We start from the raw sequence: 16,066 nt of genomic DNA, 5'->3' as shown, positions 1-16,066 counted from the left end.
GGAATGAGGTCAATTATTGTTTTGGACTCTCTGCAACTTTACGGTAGAGGTTCAGCTGTCGCTTAAAGCAGTCGTTCCAGCTGAACTTCTCGGCATATGCGCGAGCGCGCTTTTTCATTGCATTGAGGTCGGAATGGTAAAGTTCTACAATCGCTTCGGCGAGGGCCTGTGGCGTACGTTCCTTGAGGATTGTGCCTGCACCCGATTCGGTCACGTGTTCGAATGCGGCGCCTGCGGATGCCCCGACAAGCGCGTTTCCGCTGGCCATGCTCTCGAGAATCGAGAGCCCGAAGGTCTCCCAGCCCGATAGCGCAAGCCCGATGTCGACGCTTGCGTAGTAGCGTGCCATCTCGTCGATGGAGTTGATGAACCCGACGTAGCGCACGTGCTCGTACTTGTTTGCGGCTTCTTGCACCAGCGGGAGGCTCGGGCCCGTACCTGCAAAGACGATTGCTGGCTCGTGCCCCAATTTTTCGGCAAGGATATCGTATGCCCCGAGGACAAGGTCGATACCCTTCTCGTTACAGTGCCTGTGTGGGAAAAACAGCGTGAGCCTATCCGGGTTGCCGGCCTTGAGTTCGCTTACGAGTGATTCGTCCCGCTTTTCGGGGGTGAACATGCCGATATCGCACCCGAGCGGGATCCATTGCGGGTTTGGCAATCCGTTCTTGCGCAGTCTTGCCATTGCCTCTTTCGAGGATGCCTGTATGCAGTCGAAATCCTTGAATTCCTTTCGGGCATACCAGAATGCCTCCTTGCGGGCAAACCTTCCGATGCCGGCTCCGAGTTTTTGGGCCACAGGGCGGCCCACGTAGGTCACGGGGAAGTCTGCGTGCCAGAAGGCGACAAGCCGGGATGTTGGGCTGACCCGCTTTGCGGTATGGCGCACTGCGGTGGGCAAAATGTAGGGTGATCCTACCTCGATAATATCGGGCCTGTACTTTTCGAGCACGGGCGCAATCTGGTTGCGCTTCCACATGAAGCGGTATTCCCAGTTGCCGGGGAAACGGAAGGCTTCTACGTGCTCGATAATCAGTCCGTCACTGCGCACTTCGGTAAAGGTCTTCGCATCGGGCATCACGAACACTTCGAGCACATCGCCCTGCTGTTCGTAGAATGCCATTTTTTGCAGGTGGTAGCGTCGCACGCCACCGCCAGAGGGACTCCAGAAGTTGTTGAAGTCCATTATGGTGAACTTGCGTCCTGTTTCGGCTTCCATCTTTTTTCCCATCATGCTTCGCAGATGCGGTTTGATTCCGGGTCGATGGAAAGCGTACTCCTGTAAAGGTTGTTGTTTCCGAGCCGCTTGGAATTCACCGTCAGGGAATGTTCGCCGTCCTTGGTTTCGAGCCAGTAGATGGCGTCGGAATCGCGAAGGTAGGCGCGCGGTGCGATGAGGGTGCCTTCCTCATCGACAAGTTCGCCGCCTAGGAACATCGGGATGTCGAGCGACTTGTAGATGTCAAGCATTGCGGAAGAACGACGCTCGTGGATATCATCGAGGTCGGACCTGTCGGTAACCTTGAAGTGGTCGATGCCATCGATCATCACGACGAGGTCGGGGTGCTGGCGTTGTTCTTCCTTGAGTGTTGCCAACAGTTCCGTATTGTCGAACGTGGGGTGGTCTTCCCAGATTTCCAGACGGTTTTCGCGGACGAACTCCATCAGTTTGCGCGTTGCCTCGAGTATCATCTGGTTCACCTGTTCGTCTTCGTTCTTCTTACGAACGTCGAGGACGGATTTGCCGATGCGCATGGCGATAAGCCTGTCGAATATCTGGCGTCGCGGTGTTTCGAGCGCGATATAGATGAGCTTTACGGTCGGGTTGCTCTCGATAAGGTCGAGAGCAAGGCTTGAAAGTAGCGAGGTCTTAAGGCTGAACGGATTCGAGGAGACATAGAAGAGTCCGGACTGGATACCGTCAATCTTACGAGTGAACTGTGGGAACGTGTTGAGGGTGTATCCCACGCATTCGTTGGGCGGGCATCCCATCGCCGTATCGTAGTTCTCCTTGATGTCCTGGAGGAGCACGGAACGGCGGTGAGTATGTATGGTGTCTTCTTCTGTTTCTGCAATCAGGTTCAGCAGGTGGTCTGCACCGTAGTTGCGCAACATCAGGTCGACCGTCTCGCCTTCGGGCAGCACGATGGACTTGAATCGCAGTCCTTGAGCTTCCGCCATCATCAGGTAGTTCTGAATGCGGAATTCCTGTTCCCTGCGGTTCGGCTCCCTGCGGAGAATGAGGGTTATGGATTCAGCGCCACAGGCCTTTAGCTTGTACAGGTGGCTCAGCGTGAGGTCCTGGTACATGGTCGATACAACGCCAGGGATTCCGGCGAGGTCGGCGGTAAGGGCGTCAAACATGCCTTCTACGATGATAGGCTTGTCGTTGTCGGGTTGGATGTTGAACGGAATGTCGCTCGGGCCCGAGGCGTAGGAAATATAGGGGTTGTGCGCTCCGTCGTTCTCCATGGAACGCCCGTACACGGAATGGATGAGCCCCTTGGAATTGCGTGCCGGAATAGTGATGCGCGGTTCGCGGTAATCTTCAAGGTTGTCGAGGTAGAACGAAACCTGGTGACGCTCGATGCCCGAAAGCATGCAGTAGCTGTAGAACGGTTCCGGGTCACCGCTGTAGTAGCCGAGGCCGTAGAGCTGGGCCTGGCCGATGCTCCATCCGCGGCTTTCCAGGAATTCTGCCGAAGACGGGCTCTTGCAGGCGGCCCAGTGGCAGTAGCGTACGAAGTTCTCGAGAACACGCGACTTTTCGCCGCCTATTTCCTTAATCCAAGGATGTTCGTCGGGGTCTGCATCTTGCTCGTGCTCGCGGGCTCCCAGGAATTCCGTTGCTTCGGCGCGGGCGGACTGTTCATCCATGCCGTTGAAACGGCTTCTCATCACGAATTCGACGAGGTCGCCCTCGCTGCCGCATTGCAGGCAGCGGTAGCGCCAGTAGCCCAGCGCGTCGTAGAAGAACAGCGACGTCTCTTCGGGCGAGTGGAATGGGCAACATGAAATTAAGTTTCTACCCCAGCGGTTTAGGGGGACACCCAACTGTCTCGGGTGTGTCTTCTTGCGCATGATTCCGGTGTGCTCTTGATCGATGACCATAAAAACCTCTCTCCTTGAAAATCTAATAAGAAATTTGACAAAAGGGATAATGCCGAAGAACTATTTATCTAATTTAGAAGGCATGATTATACTCGGAATCGACCCCGGCTCTATCACGACGGGTTATGCCTTCGTGAAGGCGGAAAAAGGGAAGGTGGACGTGCTCGAATACGGCGTGTTCCATGCGAAGGCGACTCTCCCGGTCGAAGACCGCCTATTGCATATCGTGACAGAACTAGAAGCGAGGCTGGATCAGTATCGCCCTGAAGCTCTTGCGATGGAAGGCGTGTTCTTTGCGAAGAATGCGAAGAGTGCCCTCGTACTCGGGCATATCCGCGGTGCGATTCTTGTAGCCTGCCGCCGTCGCGGGATGTCGTTCAGCGAGTATCCGCCGAAAATCGTGAAACAGGCGGTTACGGGCGATGGCAGCGCCTCCAAGGAACAGGTCGCGAATATGGTGTTTGCACAACTGGGTATAGAGTCCTCGGAACTTCCGCTCGATGCTTCCGATGCCCTTGCGATTGCCTGGACGCATGCGAACCCGGCGCCGCTTGCGACAGCCCTGAAGGGCCGGCCGGTTCGCCGTAAGAAAAAGGCAAGTGTTTCTGAATGGAAGGCGCTTATCGAAAAGATGGGAGGAACTCTCCAATGAGTACGCAAAACCTGTTGCCCTATGGTCTTGGCTCGCCGGAACTAGTTGAATTTCAAAGCAGTTATTTTGTCTGTAAAGAAATCTGCGATGACCTCGCGCGTCTTGCCGCACTTCTAGAAGGGAACGGTTTCCGCCTTCGTCTGGAATCGGCTTACCGCCCGTTCGAAAAACAACTTTCCATCTGGAACCGCAAGGCCGCAGGCGAGCTCCCGCTGCTCGATGAATTCGGTAAGCCCATGCAGCGCCCTGCTGACGAAGAAGAACTGATGTATGCGATTCTCACATGGTCTGCGCTTCCCGGTGCAAGCCGTCACCATCTGGGGACCGACATCGACGTAGTCGACGCTAACGCTTGCCCCGAAGGTTACGAGGTGCAACTGACTCCCGACGAGTGTACGGGAATGTTTGCCAAATTCCATGAGTTCCTGGATGCGCGCTTTGCCGCAAACGAAGCCTTCGGCTTCAACCGTGTGTTCGTCCCTGGCAGGGGAAAGATCAAGCCCGAAGGCTGGCACATCGCTCACCTGCCTACGTCTCGCAGACTGCTGGAAGGATTTTCCCTGGAAACACTCCGCGGCATATACGAGAAGAGCGATATCGCCTGTAAGGACGCCATCCTCGCGAACCTCCCGCAGCTAGCTGAAGACTATATCTACCCGTATTTTATTTAAAAGATCAGGTGATTAAAAGATAATGTGAAATGTGGAATGTGGAATGAAAGGTGTTACTCTTTTTTCATTTCACATTTTACACTACACATTACACATTTTTTTTAGCCACTTGGCAAATTCTTTCCCGTATCTGTCGAACAGCACTTCCGGCGACAGGCGCGGCAGTTCCAGCGTAATGCATTCGGGCCTTTTTTGCAAATGGCCCGTGCCGGCTTCCTTGCACCATGTTCCGAGGCTTCCCGGGGTCGGGTAGCCAATATCGGGCTTCCACGGCAGGCGGAATGTATCGCACAGGCTTTGCACCAGCGGGCTCTTCTCCGGTGCATCGACACACCCGATGGGGGCATGCATCGAGAGTATTGTCTTCGGGCCAAGTTCTTCTATCAGGCTGACAAGCGCCTGCGTTTCGGGTTCGCTGCCGGCGGATTTCCCTGGGGAGAGTTCCGTGTCGCGCTCCGCTTCAAGTACGGACCTCACGCGTACAGGTTCGCTGCTCCAGTTCGATGTCGGAAAATTGCGGTTCAGGTCGACGCCGTTCGCGTTTCCGCGGGTCCCGAGCGCCATACCGTCGGGGTTCGCGCACAGCACGAATGCGGTATGTTCTATCGGGCTTCCGCAAAGGCGGAGCGCTCTGCTCAGCAAAAAGGTAGTCTCGGGCTCTTCGCCGTGAATTCCGGCAACAACAAGAAGGTCGCATCGGCCTTTGCAGGGGGCGTAATGGAGCGGACTGCCCTGCGTGGTACAGCCGTATTTTTTTAGAGGCAGGTGGAGAACGCCGGAAATCATCTGGAATTGACCCGTTATTCTATGCCCTGCTGGGCGTGACTATTTGTCGCTTTCGGCTTTCGCTTCTTCGATAATCTTGTTGCGCTGGATAAGCCCGACGGCAAGGCCAATTGTCAGGTAGCTCACGACGAGCACGAGCAGGTATTCCAGCAGGAACATCTTTTCGGAGATAAACAGGAAGCCTGCGATGTAGGTCAAAACGATGAGCACGGCCTGGAATAGGTTGAACGCCTTGTTCTTGCGCGGCTGGAGCTTCGGGAGGAATAGCGGGGCCACCATCAGGATGCCCGTGATGAGCAGGACAATGACGGGAATGTAGATAACAAGGCTTTCGGTATCGGCAAAGATGCCCTTGTTCTTGAGGAACACGATGAGGATGGCGTTGGTTGCGCCGACGAAGGTCGTGGGCACGCCTGAGAAATGATGGTGGTAGCTGTCTGCGTCGCAGGCATTGTACTTGGCGAGGCGCATGGCGGCACAGAGCACGTAGACAGAGAAGGCTACTGCCATCAGGGGCACGTTTGCGTCAAAGAACTGCGGGGCGAGATTCTTGTAGGCGAACAGAATGCTGAATGCGGGAGCTAGGCCGAATGCGATAAGGTCGGCAAGGCTGTCGAACTGGGCTCCGAATTCGGAACTCGCATTTACCAGTCGGGCGGCGAAGCCGTCAAGCTTGTCGAAAAGAACACTCAGGATAATGAAGTATGCGCCCATGAGAATAGGGTCTTTTGCGGAGAAAGCGCCTGTCGTCCAGCAGATGGAAAAGGCTCCCAAGAGAAAGTTCATGCTGGTGAATGCGTTCGGCAAAATAAAACGAGTCTTACCCATAAAAAGCTCCACTTATACGTGTCATACGAAAGATAGTTTTTTTTGCCAGGAAAAGAACTGTGGAAAGACAAAAAACGAGAAGGCGGTAGCCTTCTCTCGTTTTTTTTGAAAATCCATTAAATTACTTGACCGGCTGGATTTCCCAGAGGGCCTTCACGCCGGCTGCTACGATCAGGTGCTGCGGCGGAGCATACGGGTTTTCCTCGGTGGGGAAGTTCGTCCAGTGCTTGGTGGAGAACTGGTAGTACTGCGTGGGGCGGTACATGACCGGGAGCACCGGTATGGTCTCCATGAATATCTTGTTCAGTTCGCGGTAGGCGTTCGTGAGTTCCTGTTCCGACGTGATGGTCGGAATCTTCGCGAGCAACTGGTTCGCATCGTCGTTCTTGAAGCGGCCTTGGTTCGAGAAGGCATCTTCGCCGACGGGCTTGAGGGCGACACTTCCCATTACCTGGTCAAAGCGGGTCCACGGGGTTGCCGCTGAAAGTTCTGCGGTCTGCGTCTTCATGGCGAGGTCGAACGTGCAATGGCGCAGGTTCTTGTCCCACACGCTGTAGTCCACAAAGTTCTGCTCGGCCGTGATGCCGACTTCGCCGAAGGATTCCACAATGACCTTGATGGCGTCTTCCCAGTCGGTCCAGCCCTGCGGGCATTCGATACTGATGGCGCGCACCGGCTTGCCCTGCTTGTCGAGCAGTTTGCCTTCGGCATCCCAACTGTAGCCTGCTTCGGTGAGAATTTCTTTTGCCTTTTCGGTGTTGTAGGAGTATCCGTACTTGTCGGCATCTTCCTTGTTGAAGAAGCGGGCTTCAGGTCCGAACGGCAAGATGAACCCGGCCTGGATGGCGGGTGTGTAGTTGGAGTTCGCCCTGGACTTGATCTTTTCGAAGTTCACGGAATGCGCGAGCGCCCTGCGGAATGCGGGGTCGTTGAAGGGGGCGACCTTGTGGTTGATGATGAGTGTCGTAATCGATCCCGGAAGGTGGTAGGGCTCTTCGCGGCTCCATGCACGGATGCCGTCCTTTGCCTTGTTCCAGATTTGCGGGAGGAAAATCGACGACACGTCGAGGTGTCCCTTTGTCATCGCGCTGTTGAAATGGTTGTTGCCGTTATACAGTGAATGGATAATGTATTTCGGTGCGGGCAGCTTGCCTCCGTGGTTCGCGTTGCCCCAGTAACTGTCGTTCCTTTCGAGTACAATCTTGTCGGGCGAGAACGCCTTCAGGTTGTAAGGTCCGGAGACGACCGGCATGGAATCGTTCTTGAATTCTACGACTTTGCTGAAGTTGTAGTTCTTGCCTTCCTTGGCGCCCTTGATAATCGGCTCGAATACAGCCTTCGGGAGAATGGATGTTTCCGCAATGGCGTTCAGGATTATGAGCGGGTTCCTGTTATTGCGGGCAAAATTGAAGACAATGTTGTTGTTTCCGTCGTCCTTGACGGAAGAAAGGTACTGCCAGTTCCCGTGACGCGGTGTCGGGAGGATGGAGTCGATGTGGAACGTGAAGATGACGTCTTCGACGGTCACCGGAGTGCCGTTGTTCCATTTTGCCTTTTCGTCAAGGTGGACTGTGATGCTGGAATCGGTCTTGGTGAACGAATCCGCGAGCATCGGCTCGAGCTTATCGGTAATCTGGTTATAGGTGACGAGAGTCTCGTACATCAGGCGGACATTTCCGTCGATGGGGAAATTCGGGTCATAGTCCAGCGGGTTGAACGTCGCCGGAGGGGCCCAGTCAAAACCACCTATATATAGTGTTTCTGCACGAGGGTATTCCGAGTTGTCCGCAACACTTTTCTCTGCAGTTTCATCTTCGCACGCCACGAACATGCCCGCGGTAAAGACCATCGGGAATGTTGAGGTTATACGTAATAATTTACCAAATATGCTCATACTATTAAAATTTAGTGAGAATAAATGATTTTTGCTACTAAAATTTCTTTACAGTAACTCTAAAATGGAATAAACGATTGCAATTATGGACATTGCAAGCATTTTTTTACAAAATGTGATGAATATCACAAAGAAAAGCCGTAAAGGATGCGTTTTGATGATGCGCTATAGAGGGTTCGGTTCATTACGAACGGTGTTCCGGCCCCTCCGGGGGTCTTGAACCGGTTGACGACCGAGCCGTCCTTTAACGAAAGCGATATGACTTCGCTACCCTGGTCGATCCATGCAAGCGAACCCGAAATGAAGGGCTTCATGAAGATGGAGTTCTTGCCCTGGAACTTCCAAAGCGGGGTTCCGGAGGCCGAGTAGAGCAGGATGCTCTGGTCCGCAAGCCCTACCAGGATGTTGTTGCCGTCGTGGCCCTTTGTTGTCTGGAGCGATGCAATGGGGGATTCCATCAAAATCTGGGTGGGCTCGCGCGAGATGTCGCTAGCACTATATAAATATAGACGGTTGTTTTCGGTAGCGATTGCTACGGTGGAATCCGCGTGCACGATATGCGATATGGTCATCGGGAGTTTGGGGCTGGATTCCATCGGCTGGCCGGAGTTGTCGACGATATACTTTATTTCGCCATCGAGGCTTGCCGCGTAGAGGGTGGATTCGTGCGGGGTGAACAGGAAGGGCGATGAATAGATCTTGCGTGACCAGGCGAGCCTGTTTTCGGACTTGGTAATCTTGAGAAGGAACCCGTTCCATGTGGCGATGTAGATGGATGACGGCGTCTGCTGGATATTGAACGCCTTGCCCGGCAGCTGGACGGTTTGCGGGTCGGTTTCCTTGTCTAGGTCGTAGATGTTGAGCGCAAATCCGGAGGCGAGCGCGAGCGTGTTCTCGTCGTTGCTTAGGACAGGGCTGTCCGTCATCTTGGGGAGGTTTCTGGACCACCGTATTTCGCCGTTGTCAGCATTGATGCAAATGAGCTTTTCTGCTGCGGGGTCGAGAGTGAAGAGGTTCTTCTTGTGGCCGAAGAACTGCGGGTACATTGTCTTGGGCGAGATGGACAGCAGGCTTACGAACTTGGCGCCGATGGCCTTGCTGTACCGGTTCAGAATGCTGTTACTCGAGCGCATCGTGCTGATGGAAAGCCTTACCGCTTCGGACCAGGCCTTCTGGCGTTCCTTTTCGCTACCGCCGGTAGATTCGAGCATGAGAGCCTTGTAGAGCCAAGCCTCGGCGTTGCCGGGCTCGAGTCTGAGAAGCGTGTCGAGTAGCGGGGAAATCTCGTTCCACGCACCCGCTTCGGCCATGGCCGATGCCTTGAGAGCGAACAGGTCGGACTGCAGTGCTCGCTTGCCGTAGTAGTGCGGGGCGATGCTCACTAGGTGTGCGTCATCGAAAATGAGGTGGATACCGTTCTCGGTGTAGATGGGTGGCGCCATGATGGGGCGCGCGAAATTGAAATGCCAGATGGGCATGAGCAGCGTGTCTACTGCAATGAGGTCGCCCTCGTTGGAGAACAGGCCGAGCGTGCCCAGGGCAAGCGGGTGCATGGCGACGGCGTCGCTCCGGATAATATTCACGACACTACCCATGCTCTTGTCGAGTAATGTGATTCTGCCGGAGGCTTCCAGGACGGCGATGCGCTTGTTGAACGGCAGGATTTCTTCAGCATTGCTGAACTGCATTTTCCAGAGGGGGCTGGAACGGAGTTTCGGCTGGTAGCAGAAAAGGTAGTTGCCCGAAAGGAGCAGGATGTCGTTCCCGTCGATGAGGACCTTCTGGATGGCGTCGAACTGAGAAATGGTATAGGTCTCTGTCCCGTCTACGTGCGATACGAAATGTAGTGCGTTGTCGGTGCAGTTGAGAATGTAGTGGCCTGTCGTGGAGTAGTAGCCCTCGATGTGGCAACCACTGTAGGTCTCGTTAATCTGTGCGACGATTCCCTTTTTGTCAAGGAGGGTTAGCGTATGCCCGTTCTGCGCGATAGCGTTGTCGCCCCTCGCGTAGAATTCGGTCGTTGCCGGAATGGCATAGGCTTTCAGGGGAGACTTGCTGTAATGCGGCTTGTAGAAAAGGCTGTCCTTGGCACTGGTCTGGAACCAGATTCCCGAACCGTCAATGCTCAGAAAGTCGGACTTGCCGGGAATGCCCGTGTGTACGTCGACAATGGTATCGGCTAGGACCTTCTTGACATTGCCGTTGCTGAGCAGGATGTACGAGGGCTCGCCCTTGAAAACCTTCTTGATGGGGGCGCGCAGGGCCACCTTCTTCTTGATGAGGGCTTCGCTCGTGTTCCCCGTTGCAGCTTCTCGTTCCGATAGCCAGTAGGCCTTGTTGATTTCCTTTGTCGAAGTGAGGCTCTGCTGGTAGTAGAAGTTTGCTGAAGCCTTGTTGCCTGCTAGTTCCTTAATCTTGCCCAGGTAGAAGAACGCCCTTTCCTTGTCTTCGCGGTCGCCCTGTGTAGAGACTTTCTCGAGGAGGCGGGTTGCCTTTGCGACTTCTCCCTTCATCTCGAATTCGTATATGGCTTCCTGAATTGTGGAATTCATCTTTTCGGCATGCGCGAAAACGCCACAGAGGCACAGGATGGCGAGGACTGATTTCGCCTTCCAGGTTGCGGCTGCCGCGGTTTTCTTTTGATGCCTGATGAACATTCTTGATTCCCTATGCGTCGAACTTGTAGCCTGCGCCGCGGATAGATACGATTATCTTTGGGTTTGTCTGGTCGTCTTCGAGTTTTTTACGGAGGTTCACGATGTGGTTATCGATGGTTCGGGTCGAAGGCATATTGTCGGGTGTGTATCCCCAGATGTCGGTGAGTAGGTCTTCGCGGAGTACGACCTCGCCACGGTGCTGCCAGAAGTACTTGAGGATCTGGAATTCACGGGCGGACATCTCGAGGGGTTCGCCTGCCTTCGTCGCTTCGTACTTCTTGAAATCCAGATGGATGTCGGCAAAGTCGATGGCGTCGTTTGTCTGTGGAATACTTTCTTGTGGTGCGGCGACTTCTGTGCGGCGGAGGAACGCCTTCACGCGGGCAAGCAGTTCCAAGATAGAGAACGGTTTGGTCACGTAGTCGTCGGCGCCCATCTCGAGGCCTGCCACCTTGCTTGTTTCTTCGGTCTTTGCCGTGAGCATGATGATGAAGCATTCCGGGTGCTTCTTGCGGATGATGCGGCAGACTTCGAACCCGCTCTTCTTCGGAATCATCAGATCGAGGATGACCAGGTGAGGGAGGAACGAGTCCGCTTTTGCAACGGCCTCGTCGCCATCGGCGGCGGTTTCGACGATGTAGTTCTCAAGCTCGAAGTTATCCTGGAGCCCAAGCCTGATGATTTCTTCGTCTTCGACGATGAGTATTTTGTGCTGCATATCAGTCCACCTTCTTGAATCTAACCGTAAATGTTGAACCCTTTCCGAGCTTGCTTGAAAGTGAGATAGTTGCCTTGTGTGTCTCGGCAACTCTCTTCACTATGGCAAGTCCAAGTCCGGAACCCTTTGTGCTGCGGGTCATTTCGTCACCGACCCTGTAGAAGTCATTAAATATATTCTTTTGTTCCGAAGAATCGATGCCAACGCCCGTATCCGTCACCGAAAATACGGCTCGGTCTTCTTCGGTATACACGCTGATGGTAATTTCGCCAGGAGCATTCGTGTACTTGATGGCGTTCTCGATAAGGTTCTGTGCAAGGCTGTATAGGGCCGTGTAGTCGCCCATCACGTAGGCGCCTGGCTCGAAACGCGTATGGAATTCCAGCCCCTTCTCCACGCCGATGTCTTCAACGGCGTCGAATACCTTGCGCGCACATACCGAGAAGTCGAGTTTTTCCCACTTGAAGGCTCCCGTGCCGTGTTCCATGCGCGTGTAGTTGAGGATGGCTCCGATGAGGTTTTCGAGCCTTGTCGCTTCCTTGCCGATAAGTCCCGAATATTCCTGCACCTTCTCGACTTTGGCGACGCGCCCGCGGGCCATCATTTCGGCAAACATCTTGATGGAGGTAAGCGGAGTCTTGAGCTCGTGCGAAACACTCGAGAGGAAGTTCGCTTTCATGGCGAGTAGCCTGCGTTCCTGTACAATGAAACGGAACATGAAGAAAGAACCGAAGATGACGGTGATGAGCGAGAACAGAAGCAAACCGTACATCAGGTACATGCGCTGGCGGGATTCCTGGCGGATTTCGCTGATGTCTTTTTCGTAGAGCGAAAATTCCCAGGCGAATGCTTCTGAAAGCCTAGATTGCGAGAGTACGCTCGAACTGTCGGGAATGCTCCCCGCGAGAATGGAATCGCGCTCGTCTACAATGGAGAAGGGAACGTTTTTCCAGCGTTGCGATATGTTCTTTACTTTTTCGAGGAGCCTTGTGCGGTAGGCCTCCTCGTCTATTTTCGCTATGACAATCTGGTTGCCCGAAAGGAGCGGGTATCCCATTTTGAACAAGGTAATACCATTGTCGTTGCGGTAGAGGATGCCTTCCTTTGTCGTGAAATCGTTGTCCAGCAGCTCTTCGAAGTTCTTGCGGTATTTTGAAAGGATTTCCATGTACCCGAGCTGGCGGTTGAAGTTCGCTCGCAGGTTCCAGAACGATTCGCGCTTTTCTTGTGAGAGGTCTTCGAACGAAAGGATTTGCGAGAACGCAGTCTCGAAGAAGAACTTGGCCGAGGGGATGTCCTCGATGCTTTCGCTCTGTAGGAACTGGTTCAGTACAGAAAGGCTGTAGTCTTCGGCTTCGGCGTGTTTCTTTTGCTTGACGAGGATTTCGAAATGCAGCAGGTTTACGGAACGGGTGAGGTCCGCGTGCAGGTAGCCCTGCAGGTGTGGGTGGCTCTCGAGAACCTTCAGCCACTTGAGGGCCTCATTGTAGTCCTTGTTCCTGTAGCAGAGGCGTACGATTCCGAGAATGTTCAGCACCTGCTCGTTTCGCGTTTCAAACAGCGAGGAACTCTTCATGAGTCTCGGCAGCAGGCTCTCGCTATGGCTCGTGTCCTGCTCTGCGTCAAACAGGCGCTGTTCAAGCGGCGATGCTACGATTGCAGAGAAGTCGTGTGTGTTGTAGAAATGCTTCGAAGAAATGTCGGGGTAGACGAGGCTTTCGTTGTTGTACAGGAATATTGCCTCGATGCCGGCGACATCCTTGAACGATGCCGCATTGCCGAATTCGAGCAGGCTGCGCGGCTGTTCGTACAGGAATAGTGAGGCTGCCTTTGTCTCTTGGTAGATCTTTTCCTGTTCCTTGTTGATGGCGTCTTCGATGTCCTTTTGGAATGCTGCCTGGTTCTCGTCGAAGTTCTTCTGGGCTAGGAACATCTCGTTCTGGATGTTGCGGAAGCCGAGAAACGAAAGGATTGCCGTAGGCATGATGATGCCGCCTACGAATACGAGGATGAGAATCAGGTTTCCTTTCGAAAAACGCATCGTCACCCCTTCTTATAGGGGGAGACTAGCCGAAATACTTGGAAACAACAACACGAGGACGCTGCTTGCCATGAGCAGCATCACCAGCGAAAGGGCGAGTCCGGTTGTGATGAGTAGCGCTTTGGTCACTTGACGATACTAGCCTTGTGGGTAACGGAAACTCTATGACCGGTTTCGATACGGCGGTTGTTGGAATAAGCTTCGCGGACTAGGACCGCTGCTTCGTTCTGGGCGGCGCGGGCGATGATTCCGCGGCCGAGCAGGCGCGGGGGAATCGAGGCGTCGGATTTGTCTTCTTCCCAGATGGCGACGGCGTCGCCGGTGTTGTAGCCTTGGTCGGAGCCCTTACCGATGAGCACGTAGGAATAGCTTCCGATAATGAGCATCGGGTCCATTGCGTAACGGATCTGCGCCATCGAGTCGATGTTCGATTCGGGAACGTTCTCGTAGCCGCTTACGTTAATCGGTTCAAGCGGGTGCTTTAGGCGGCACTTGGACTGATTGATTTTGATTTCGCGGAAACTCTGCATGATCATCGCGCGGGAAAGCGTATCGCCGATGGCGGTAATTTTGGCTACACCCGAAAGCTTGAGGAGCGCGAACTTGTCGAAGGTGCGCCCGTGGTTTGCGGGAACCTCGATTTTCTTTGCGTCAAGAATCTCGACGAGATCACCCTTCTTGAGGTTGGGGTGGGTCTTCTTGCCGATACCTACGACGATTTCCATTTCGGGAATGTGGAGGATGGGTTCCTTCTTTTCGCCCGAACGGACGGAGACGAAACTGGAATCGTTCTTCAGGGAATCCAAAGTGTAGATTTCGGGAGCGAGAATCTGGTAGTAACCGTTGAAAATCTTCGGTGCGGGACGCTTCTTGTAGTAGTAGGAATCTTCTTCCTGGCGTTTCTTCTTCTGCTTTTTGTCCTTGTCGCGGAGGTTGCCGAGCATGTTCTCGAATTCGCCGTTGCGTTCGTCGTTCTCGTCGCAGCCGGCGTTGCTCACCGTGTATCCATTGCCCTTGGGCAGGTTCGAATCGGCTACCGCAGCCTTGCAGGGGTATTTCTTCTTGTCGGCGGGAATCACCATCACGGGCTCGTCACGGACGGAGTCGCCGAGGTAGATGGAGTCGCCTGGGTAAATCCAGTGCGGGTCCTGGATGTGCCTGTTGTTTTCCCAGAGGTCGGGCCAGGCAAACGGGTCGTGCAGGTATTCGTCGCTCAGGTCCCAGAGGGTATCGCCTTCCTTGACCACGTAGGCGGAAGCAATTAGGGCCGACAGACCGAGGGTGATGGTCGCACACTTGAAAAACTTCATACAGAACCTTGTAACCCTTTGAATGAAAACGAGTTAACTGCTTATAATTTAATCTTTTCTTTTGCGGGGTGGCTACTTTTTTTGCACGAAATGCGGGATATCGCCCTGTTTTTTGCCGAAAACCTGTTCTCTTGGACGTTCAACCTTGCGGTTTTTGCTGTTTCTTGCCGCAAATCCGCCCAGGAGTCCGGCCCTGTCGGGCACGAAGAGCATCAGGAGGTCAAATTTCCCGGTGCCGGGCTCGAGGTACAGGGGTATGTTCTTGCGGAGCATGTAGCCTTCGGCGCGGAACCGCTTGACGTATTTCGCTGCGGATTCGAGGTCGCCGGCCTGCAGCAGGATGCGTTCGGGGCGCGAGGCCGCTATTGCCTGGATTTGCTCTGCGTTCAGGGGTTCTTCTGCCGGGACATTCAGGTAGAATGTCCAGCGGCCTTCGTTCTCCTTGCGGGAGAAGAATTTCTCGAGGAAAGGCGCTTCGAGGTGCCCGCGGTGGAACTTGAGCGAACCGCCGGCGAGATTGCGGGAATTCATCTTTGTGGATTCCATGGCGGTCTCGCGGCAGTCGAGGGTATCGACCTGATCGAAATCCTGCGCGAGGCTCGATGCCACAAAGCTTGGCCCGCAGTAAAATTCGAAGAACTTGTCGCCTGCGGCTGGATGGATGGCGTCGCGGATGCGCTCGGGCAGTTCTAGCCAGGCGTCCTTGATTCTCGGCGACCAGTCGAGCACATGTGTCGAGAAACCCGTATTTGCGATGGGCATGAAAGCGCTGCCAAAAACATTGCGCAGGTCGATGCGCATCTTGAGCTGTGCGGCAGGGTCGAAAATGTGGTTGGGCGTGCACTGGATCTGGTGGCAGCTGATAACCTGCGGGTAAGTGTGCTGTACGAATTCCACGAGGGTCTTGACTTCGTGGCCGGAGTTCTTGCCGTGTACGTTCGCCTGTATGAGGAGTGCGTACCTTCCGTCGCCGGTTGCGCGGAACCAGATTTGGCGGAGCGCCTTCTTGATGGTACGGAGGTGTTCCTTGTGCAACTGGTCGAAAATTCCCTGCACGGTCTCGGGAACTTCCATTCCCTTTGCGGGGGCGTCGAGTACGAGTGTCTCGTGCCCGCCTACAAGTTTGTTTATGATGCGCCAGTCGCTGTGGTCAGCGATGGCGTCGCGTGTGAACCATGCCTGGATCTTGCCGGGAATGCGTTCGTTCGTTGCCCATGCGGTAAGCTGCTGCTTCAGGTCTTCGAAACTGGCGACCCTTGTTTTTACGGGGGCGGATTTTGCCTGTGCAGGTTTCTGTTCGGGTAAGGCCTTGCGCGAAGACGCATGGAATCTGCCGGCGACCAGCTTCTTCGGGGCGTGGCCGGCTGTTGCTTTCTTTCTTGTGTTCTTGAACATCTG

Annotated in this window: 12 protein-coding genes; 2 read left to right on the top strand and 10 right to left on the bottom strand. The window is 54.3% G+C overall.

Features of this window, described 5'->3' with window-relative positions; translation table 11 throughout:
* Positions 1-13: 13 nt before the first annotated feature.
* Both B7994_RS10830 and B7994_RS10825 read right to left on the bottom strand, forming a co-directional pair.
* Positions 14-1,234 carry a glycosyltransferase gene (locus B7994_RS10830; RefSeq protein WP_233143177.1) on the bottom strand — a complete coding sequence of 407 codons (1,221 nt, stop codon included), beginning with the start codon at positions 1,232-1,234 and terminating at the stop codon, positions 14-16.
* Positions 1,231-3,111 (bottom strand): CHC2 zinc finger domain-containing protein, encoded by a 1,881-nt coding sequence (locus B7994_RS10825; protein WP_088638477.1) that lies wholly within the window; start codon positions 3,109-3,111, stop codon positions 1,231-1,233. The genes B7994_RS10830 and B7994_RS10825 overlap by 4 nt, the downstream gene beginning before the upstream one ends.
* Before the next feature lie 82 nt (positions 3,112-3,193).
* On the opposite strand from B7994_RS10825, the gene ruvC reads away from it, so the two are divergent.
* Entirely contained in the window at positions 3,194-3,763 is a 570-nt protein-coding gene (ruvC, locus tag B7994_RS10820) for a crossover junction endodeoxyribonuclease RuvC (protein WP_088638552.1), read from the top strand.
* Positions 3,760-4,434 carry a M15 family metallopeptidase gene (locus B7994_RS10815; RefSeq protein ID WP_088638476.1) on the top strand — a complete coding sequence of 225 codons (675 nt, stop codon included), beginning with the start codon at positions 3,760-3,762 and terminating at the stop codon, positions 4,432-4,434. Before ruvC ends, B7994_RS10815 begins: the two co-directional genes overlap by 4 nt.
* Before the next feature lie 81 nt (positions 4,435-4,515).
* Here B7994_RS10815 and mpaA read toward each other — a convergent pair whose 3' ends face one another.
* From mpaA to B7994_RS10775, 8 genes are all read right to left on the bottom strand, one after another.
* Positions 4,516-5,220 carry a murein tripeptide amidase MpaA gene (mpaA, locus tag B7994_RS10810; protein ID WP_088638475.1) on the bottom strand — a complete coding sequence of 235 codons (705 nt, stop codon included), beginning with the start codon at positions 5,218-5,220 and terminating at the stop codon, positions 4,516-4,518.
* A gap of 39 nt (positions 5,221-5,259) precedes the next feature.
* Positions 5,260-6,048 (bottom strand): phosphatidylcholine/phosphatidylserine synthase, encoded by a 789-nt coding sequence (locus B7994_RS10805; RefSeq protein ID WP_088638551.1) that lies wholly within the window; start codon positions 6,046-6,048, stop codon positions 5,260-5,262.
* Between the two features lie 121 nt (positions 6,049-6,169).
* Complete coding sequence (locus B7994_RS10800; protein ID WP_088638474.1) at positions 6,170-7,942, bottom strand: ABC transporter substrate-binding protein; 1,773 nt, start codon at positions 7,940-7,942, stop codon at positions 6,170-6,172.
* Between the two features lie 125 nt (positions 7,943-8,067).
* Positions 8,068-10,599 carry a hypothetical protein gene (locus B7994_RS10795; protein WP_088638473.1) on the bottom strand — a complete coding sequence of 844 codons (2,532 nt, stop codon included), beginning with the start codon at positions 10,597-10,599 and terminating at the stop codon, positions 8,068-8,070.
* A 10-nt stretch (positions 10,600-10,609) separates the two neighbouring features.
* Positions 10,610-11,317, bottom strand: a complete 708-nt coding sequence (locus B7994_RS10790; protein ID WP_088638472.1) for a response regulator transcription factor — start codon at positions 11,315-11,317, stop codon at positions 10,610-10,612.
* A 1-nt stretch (position 11,318) separates the two neighbouring features.
* A complete protein-coding gene (locus B7994_RS10785; RefSeq protein WP_088638471.1) occupies positions 11,319-13,358 on the bottom strand; it encodes a cell wall metabolism sensor histidine kinase WalK in 2,040 nt (679 codons plus the stop codon).
* Positions 13,359-13,483: 125 nt separating this feature from the next.
* Positions 13,484-14,668, bottom strand: a complete 1,185-nt coding sequence (locus B7994_RS10780) for a LysM peptidoglycan-binding domain-containing protein (protein WP_088638470.1) — start codon at positions 14,666-14,668, stop codon at positions 13,484-13,486.
* Positions 14,669-14,740: 72 nt separating this feature from the next.
* A complete protein-coding gene (locus B7994_RS10775) occupies positions 14,741-16,063 on the bottom strand; it encodes a hypothetical protein (protein ID WP_088638469.1) in 1,323 nt (440 codons plus the stop codon).
* Between the last annotated feature and the right edge of the window lie 3 nt (positions 16,064-16,066).

This window comes from Fibrobacter sp. UWR2 (assembly GCF_002210285.1).
GTDB lineage: Bacteria > Fibrobacterota > Fibrobacteria > Fibrobacterales > Fibrobacteraceae > Fibrobacter.
This window is presented reverse-complemented; position numbering and strand designations above follow the sequence as displayed.

Excerpts from the sequence above, each read along its gene's own strand:
- mpaA (WP_088638475.1), bottom strand. The coding sequence starts at position 5,220 with ATGATTTCCGGCGTTCTCCACCTGCCTCTAAAAAAATACGGCTGTACC.
- B7994_RS10825 (WP_088638477.1), bottom strand. The coding sequence starts at position 3,111 with ATGGTCATCGATCAAGAGCACACCGGAATCATGCGCAAGAAGACACAC.
- B7994_RS10795 (WP_088638473.1), bottom strand. The coding sequence starts at position 10,599 with ATGTTCATCAGGCATCAAAAGAAAACCGCGGCAGCCGCAACCTGGAAG.
- B7994_RS10780 (WP_088638470.1), bottom strand. The coding sequence starts at position 14,668 with ATGAAGTTTTTCAAGTGTGCGACCATCACCCTCGGTCTGTCGGCCCTA.
- B7994_RS10800 (WP_088638474.1), bottom strand. The coding sequence starts at position 7,942 with ATGAGCATATTTGGTAAATTATTACGTATAACCTCAACATTCCCGATG.
- B7994_RS10805 (WP_088638551.1), bottom strand. The coding sequence starts at position 6,048 with ATGGGTAAGACTCGTTTTATTTTGCCGAACGCATTCACCAGCATGAAC.
- B7994_RS10830 (WP_233143177.1), bottom strand. The coding sequence starts at position 1,234 with ATGATGGGAAAAAAGATGGAAGCCGAAACAGGACGCAAGTTCACCATA.
- B7994_RS10790 (WP_088638472.1), bottom strand. The coding sequence starts at position 11,317 with ATGCAGCACAAAATACTCATCGTCGAAGACGAAGAAATCATCAGGCTT.
- B7994_RS10785 (WP_088638471.1), bottom strand. The coding sequence starts at position 13,358 with ATGCGTTTTTCGAAAGGAAACCTGATTCTCATCCTCGTATTCGTAGGC.
- ruvC (WP_088638552.1), top strand. The coding sequence starts at position 3,194 with ATGATTATACTCGGAATCGACCCCGGCTCTATCACGACGGGTTATGCC.
- B7994_RS10815 (WP_088638476.1), top strand. The coding sequence starts at position 3,760 with ATGAGTACGCAAAACCTGTTGCCCTATGGTCTTGGCTCGCCGGAACTA.
- B7994_RS10775 (WP_088638469.1), bottom strand. The coding sequence starts at position 16,063 with ATGTTCAAGAACACAAGAAAGAAAGCAACAGCCGGCCACGCCCCGAAG.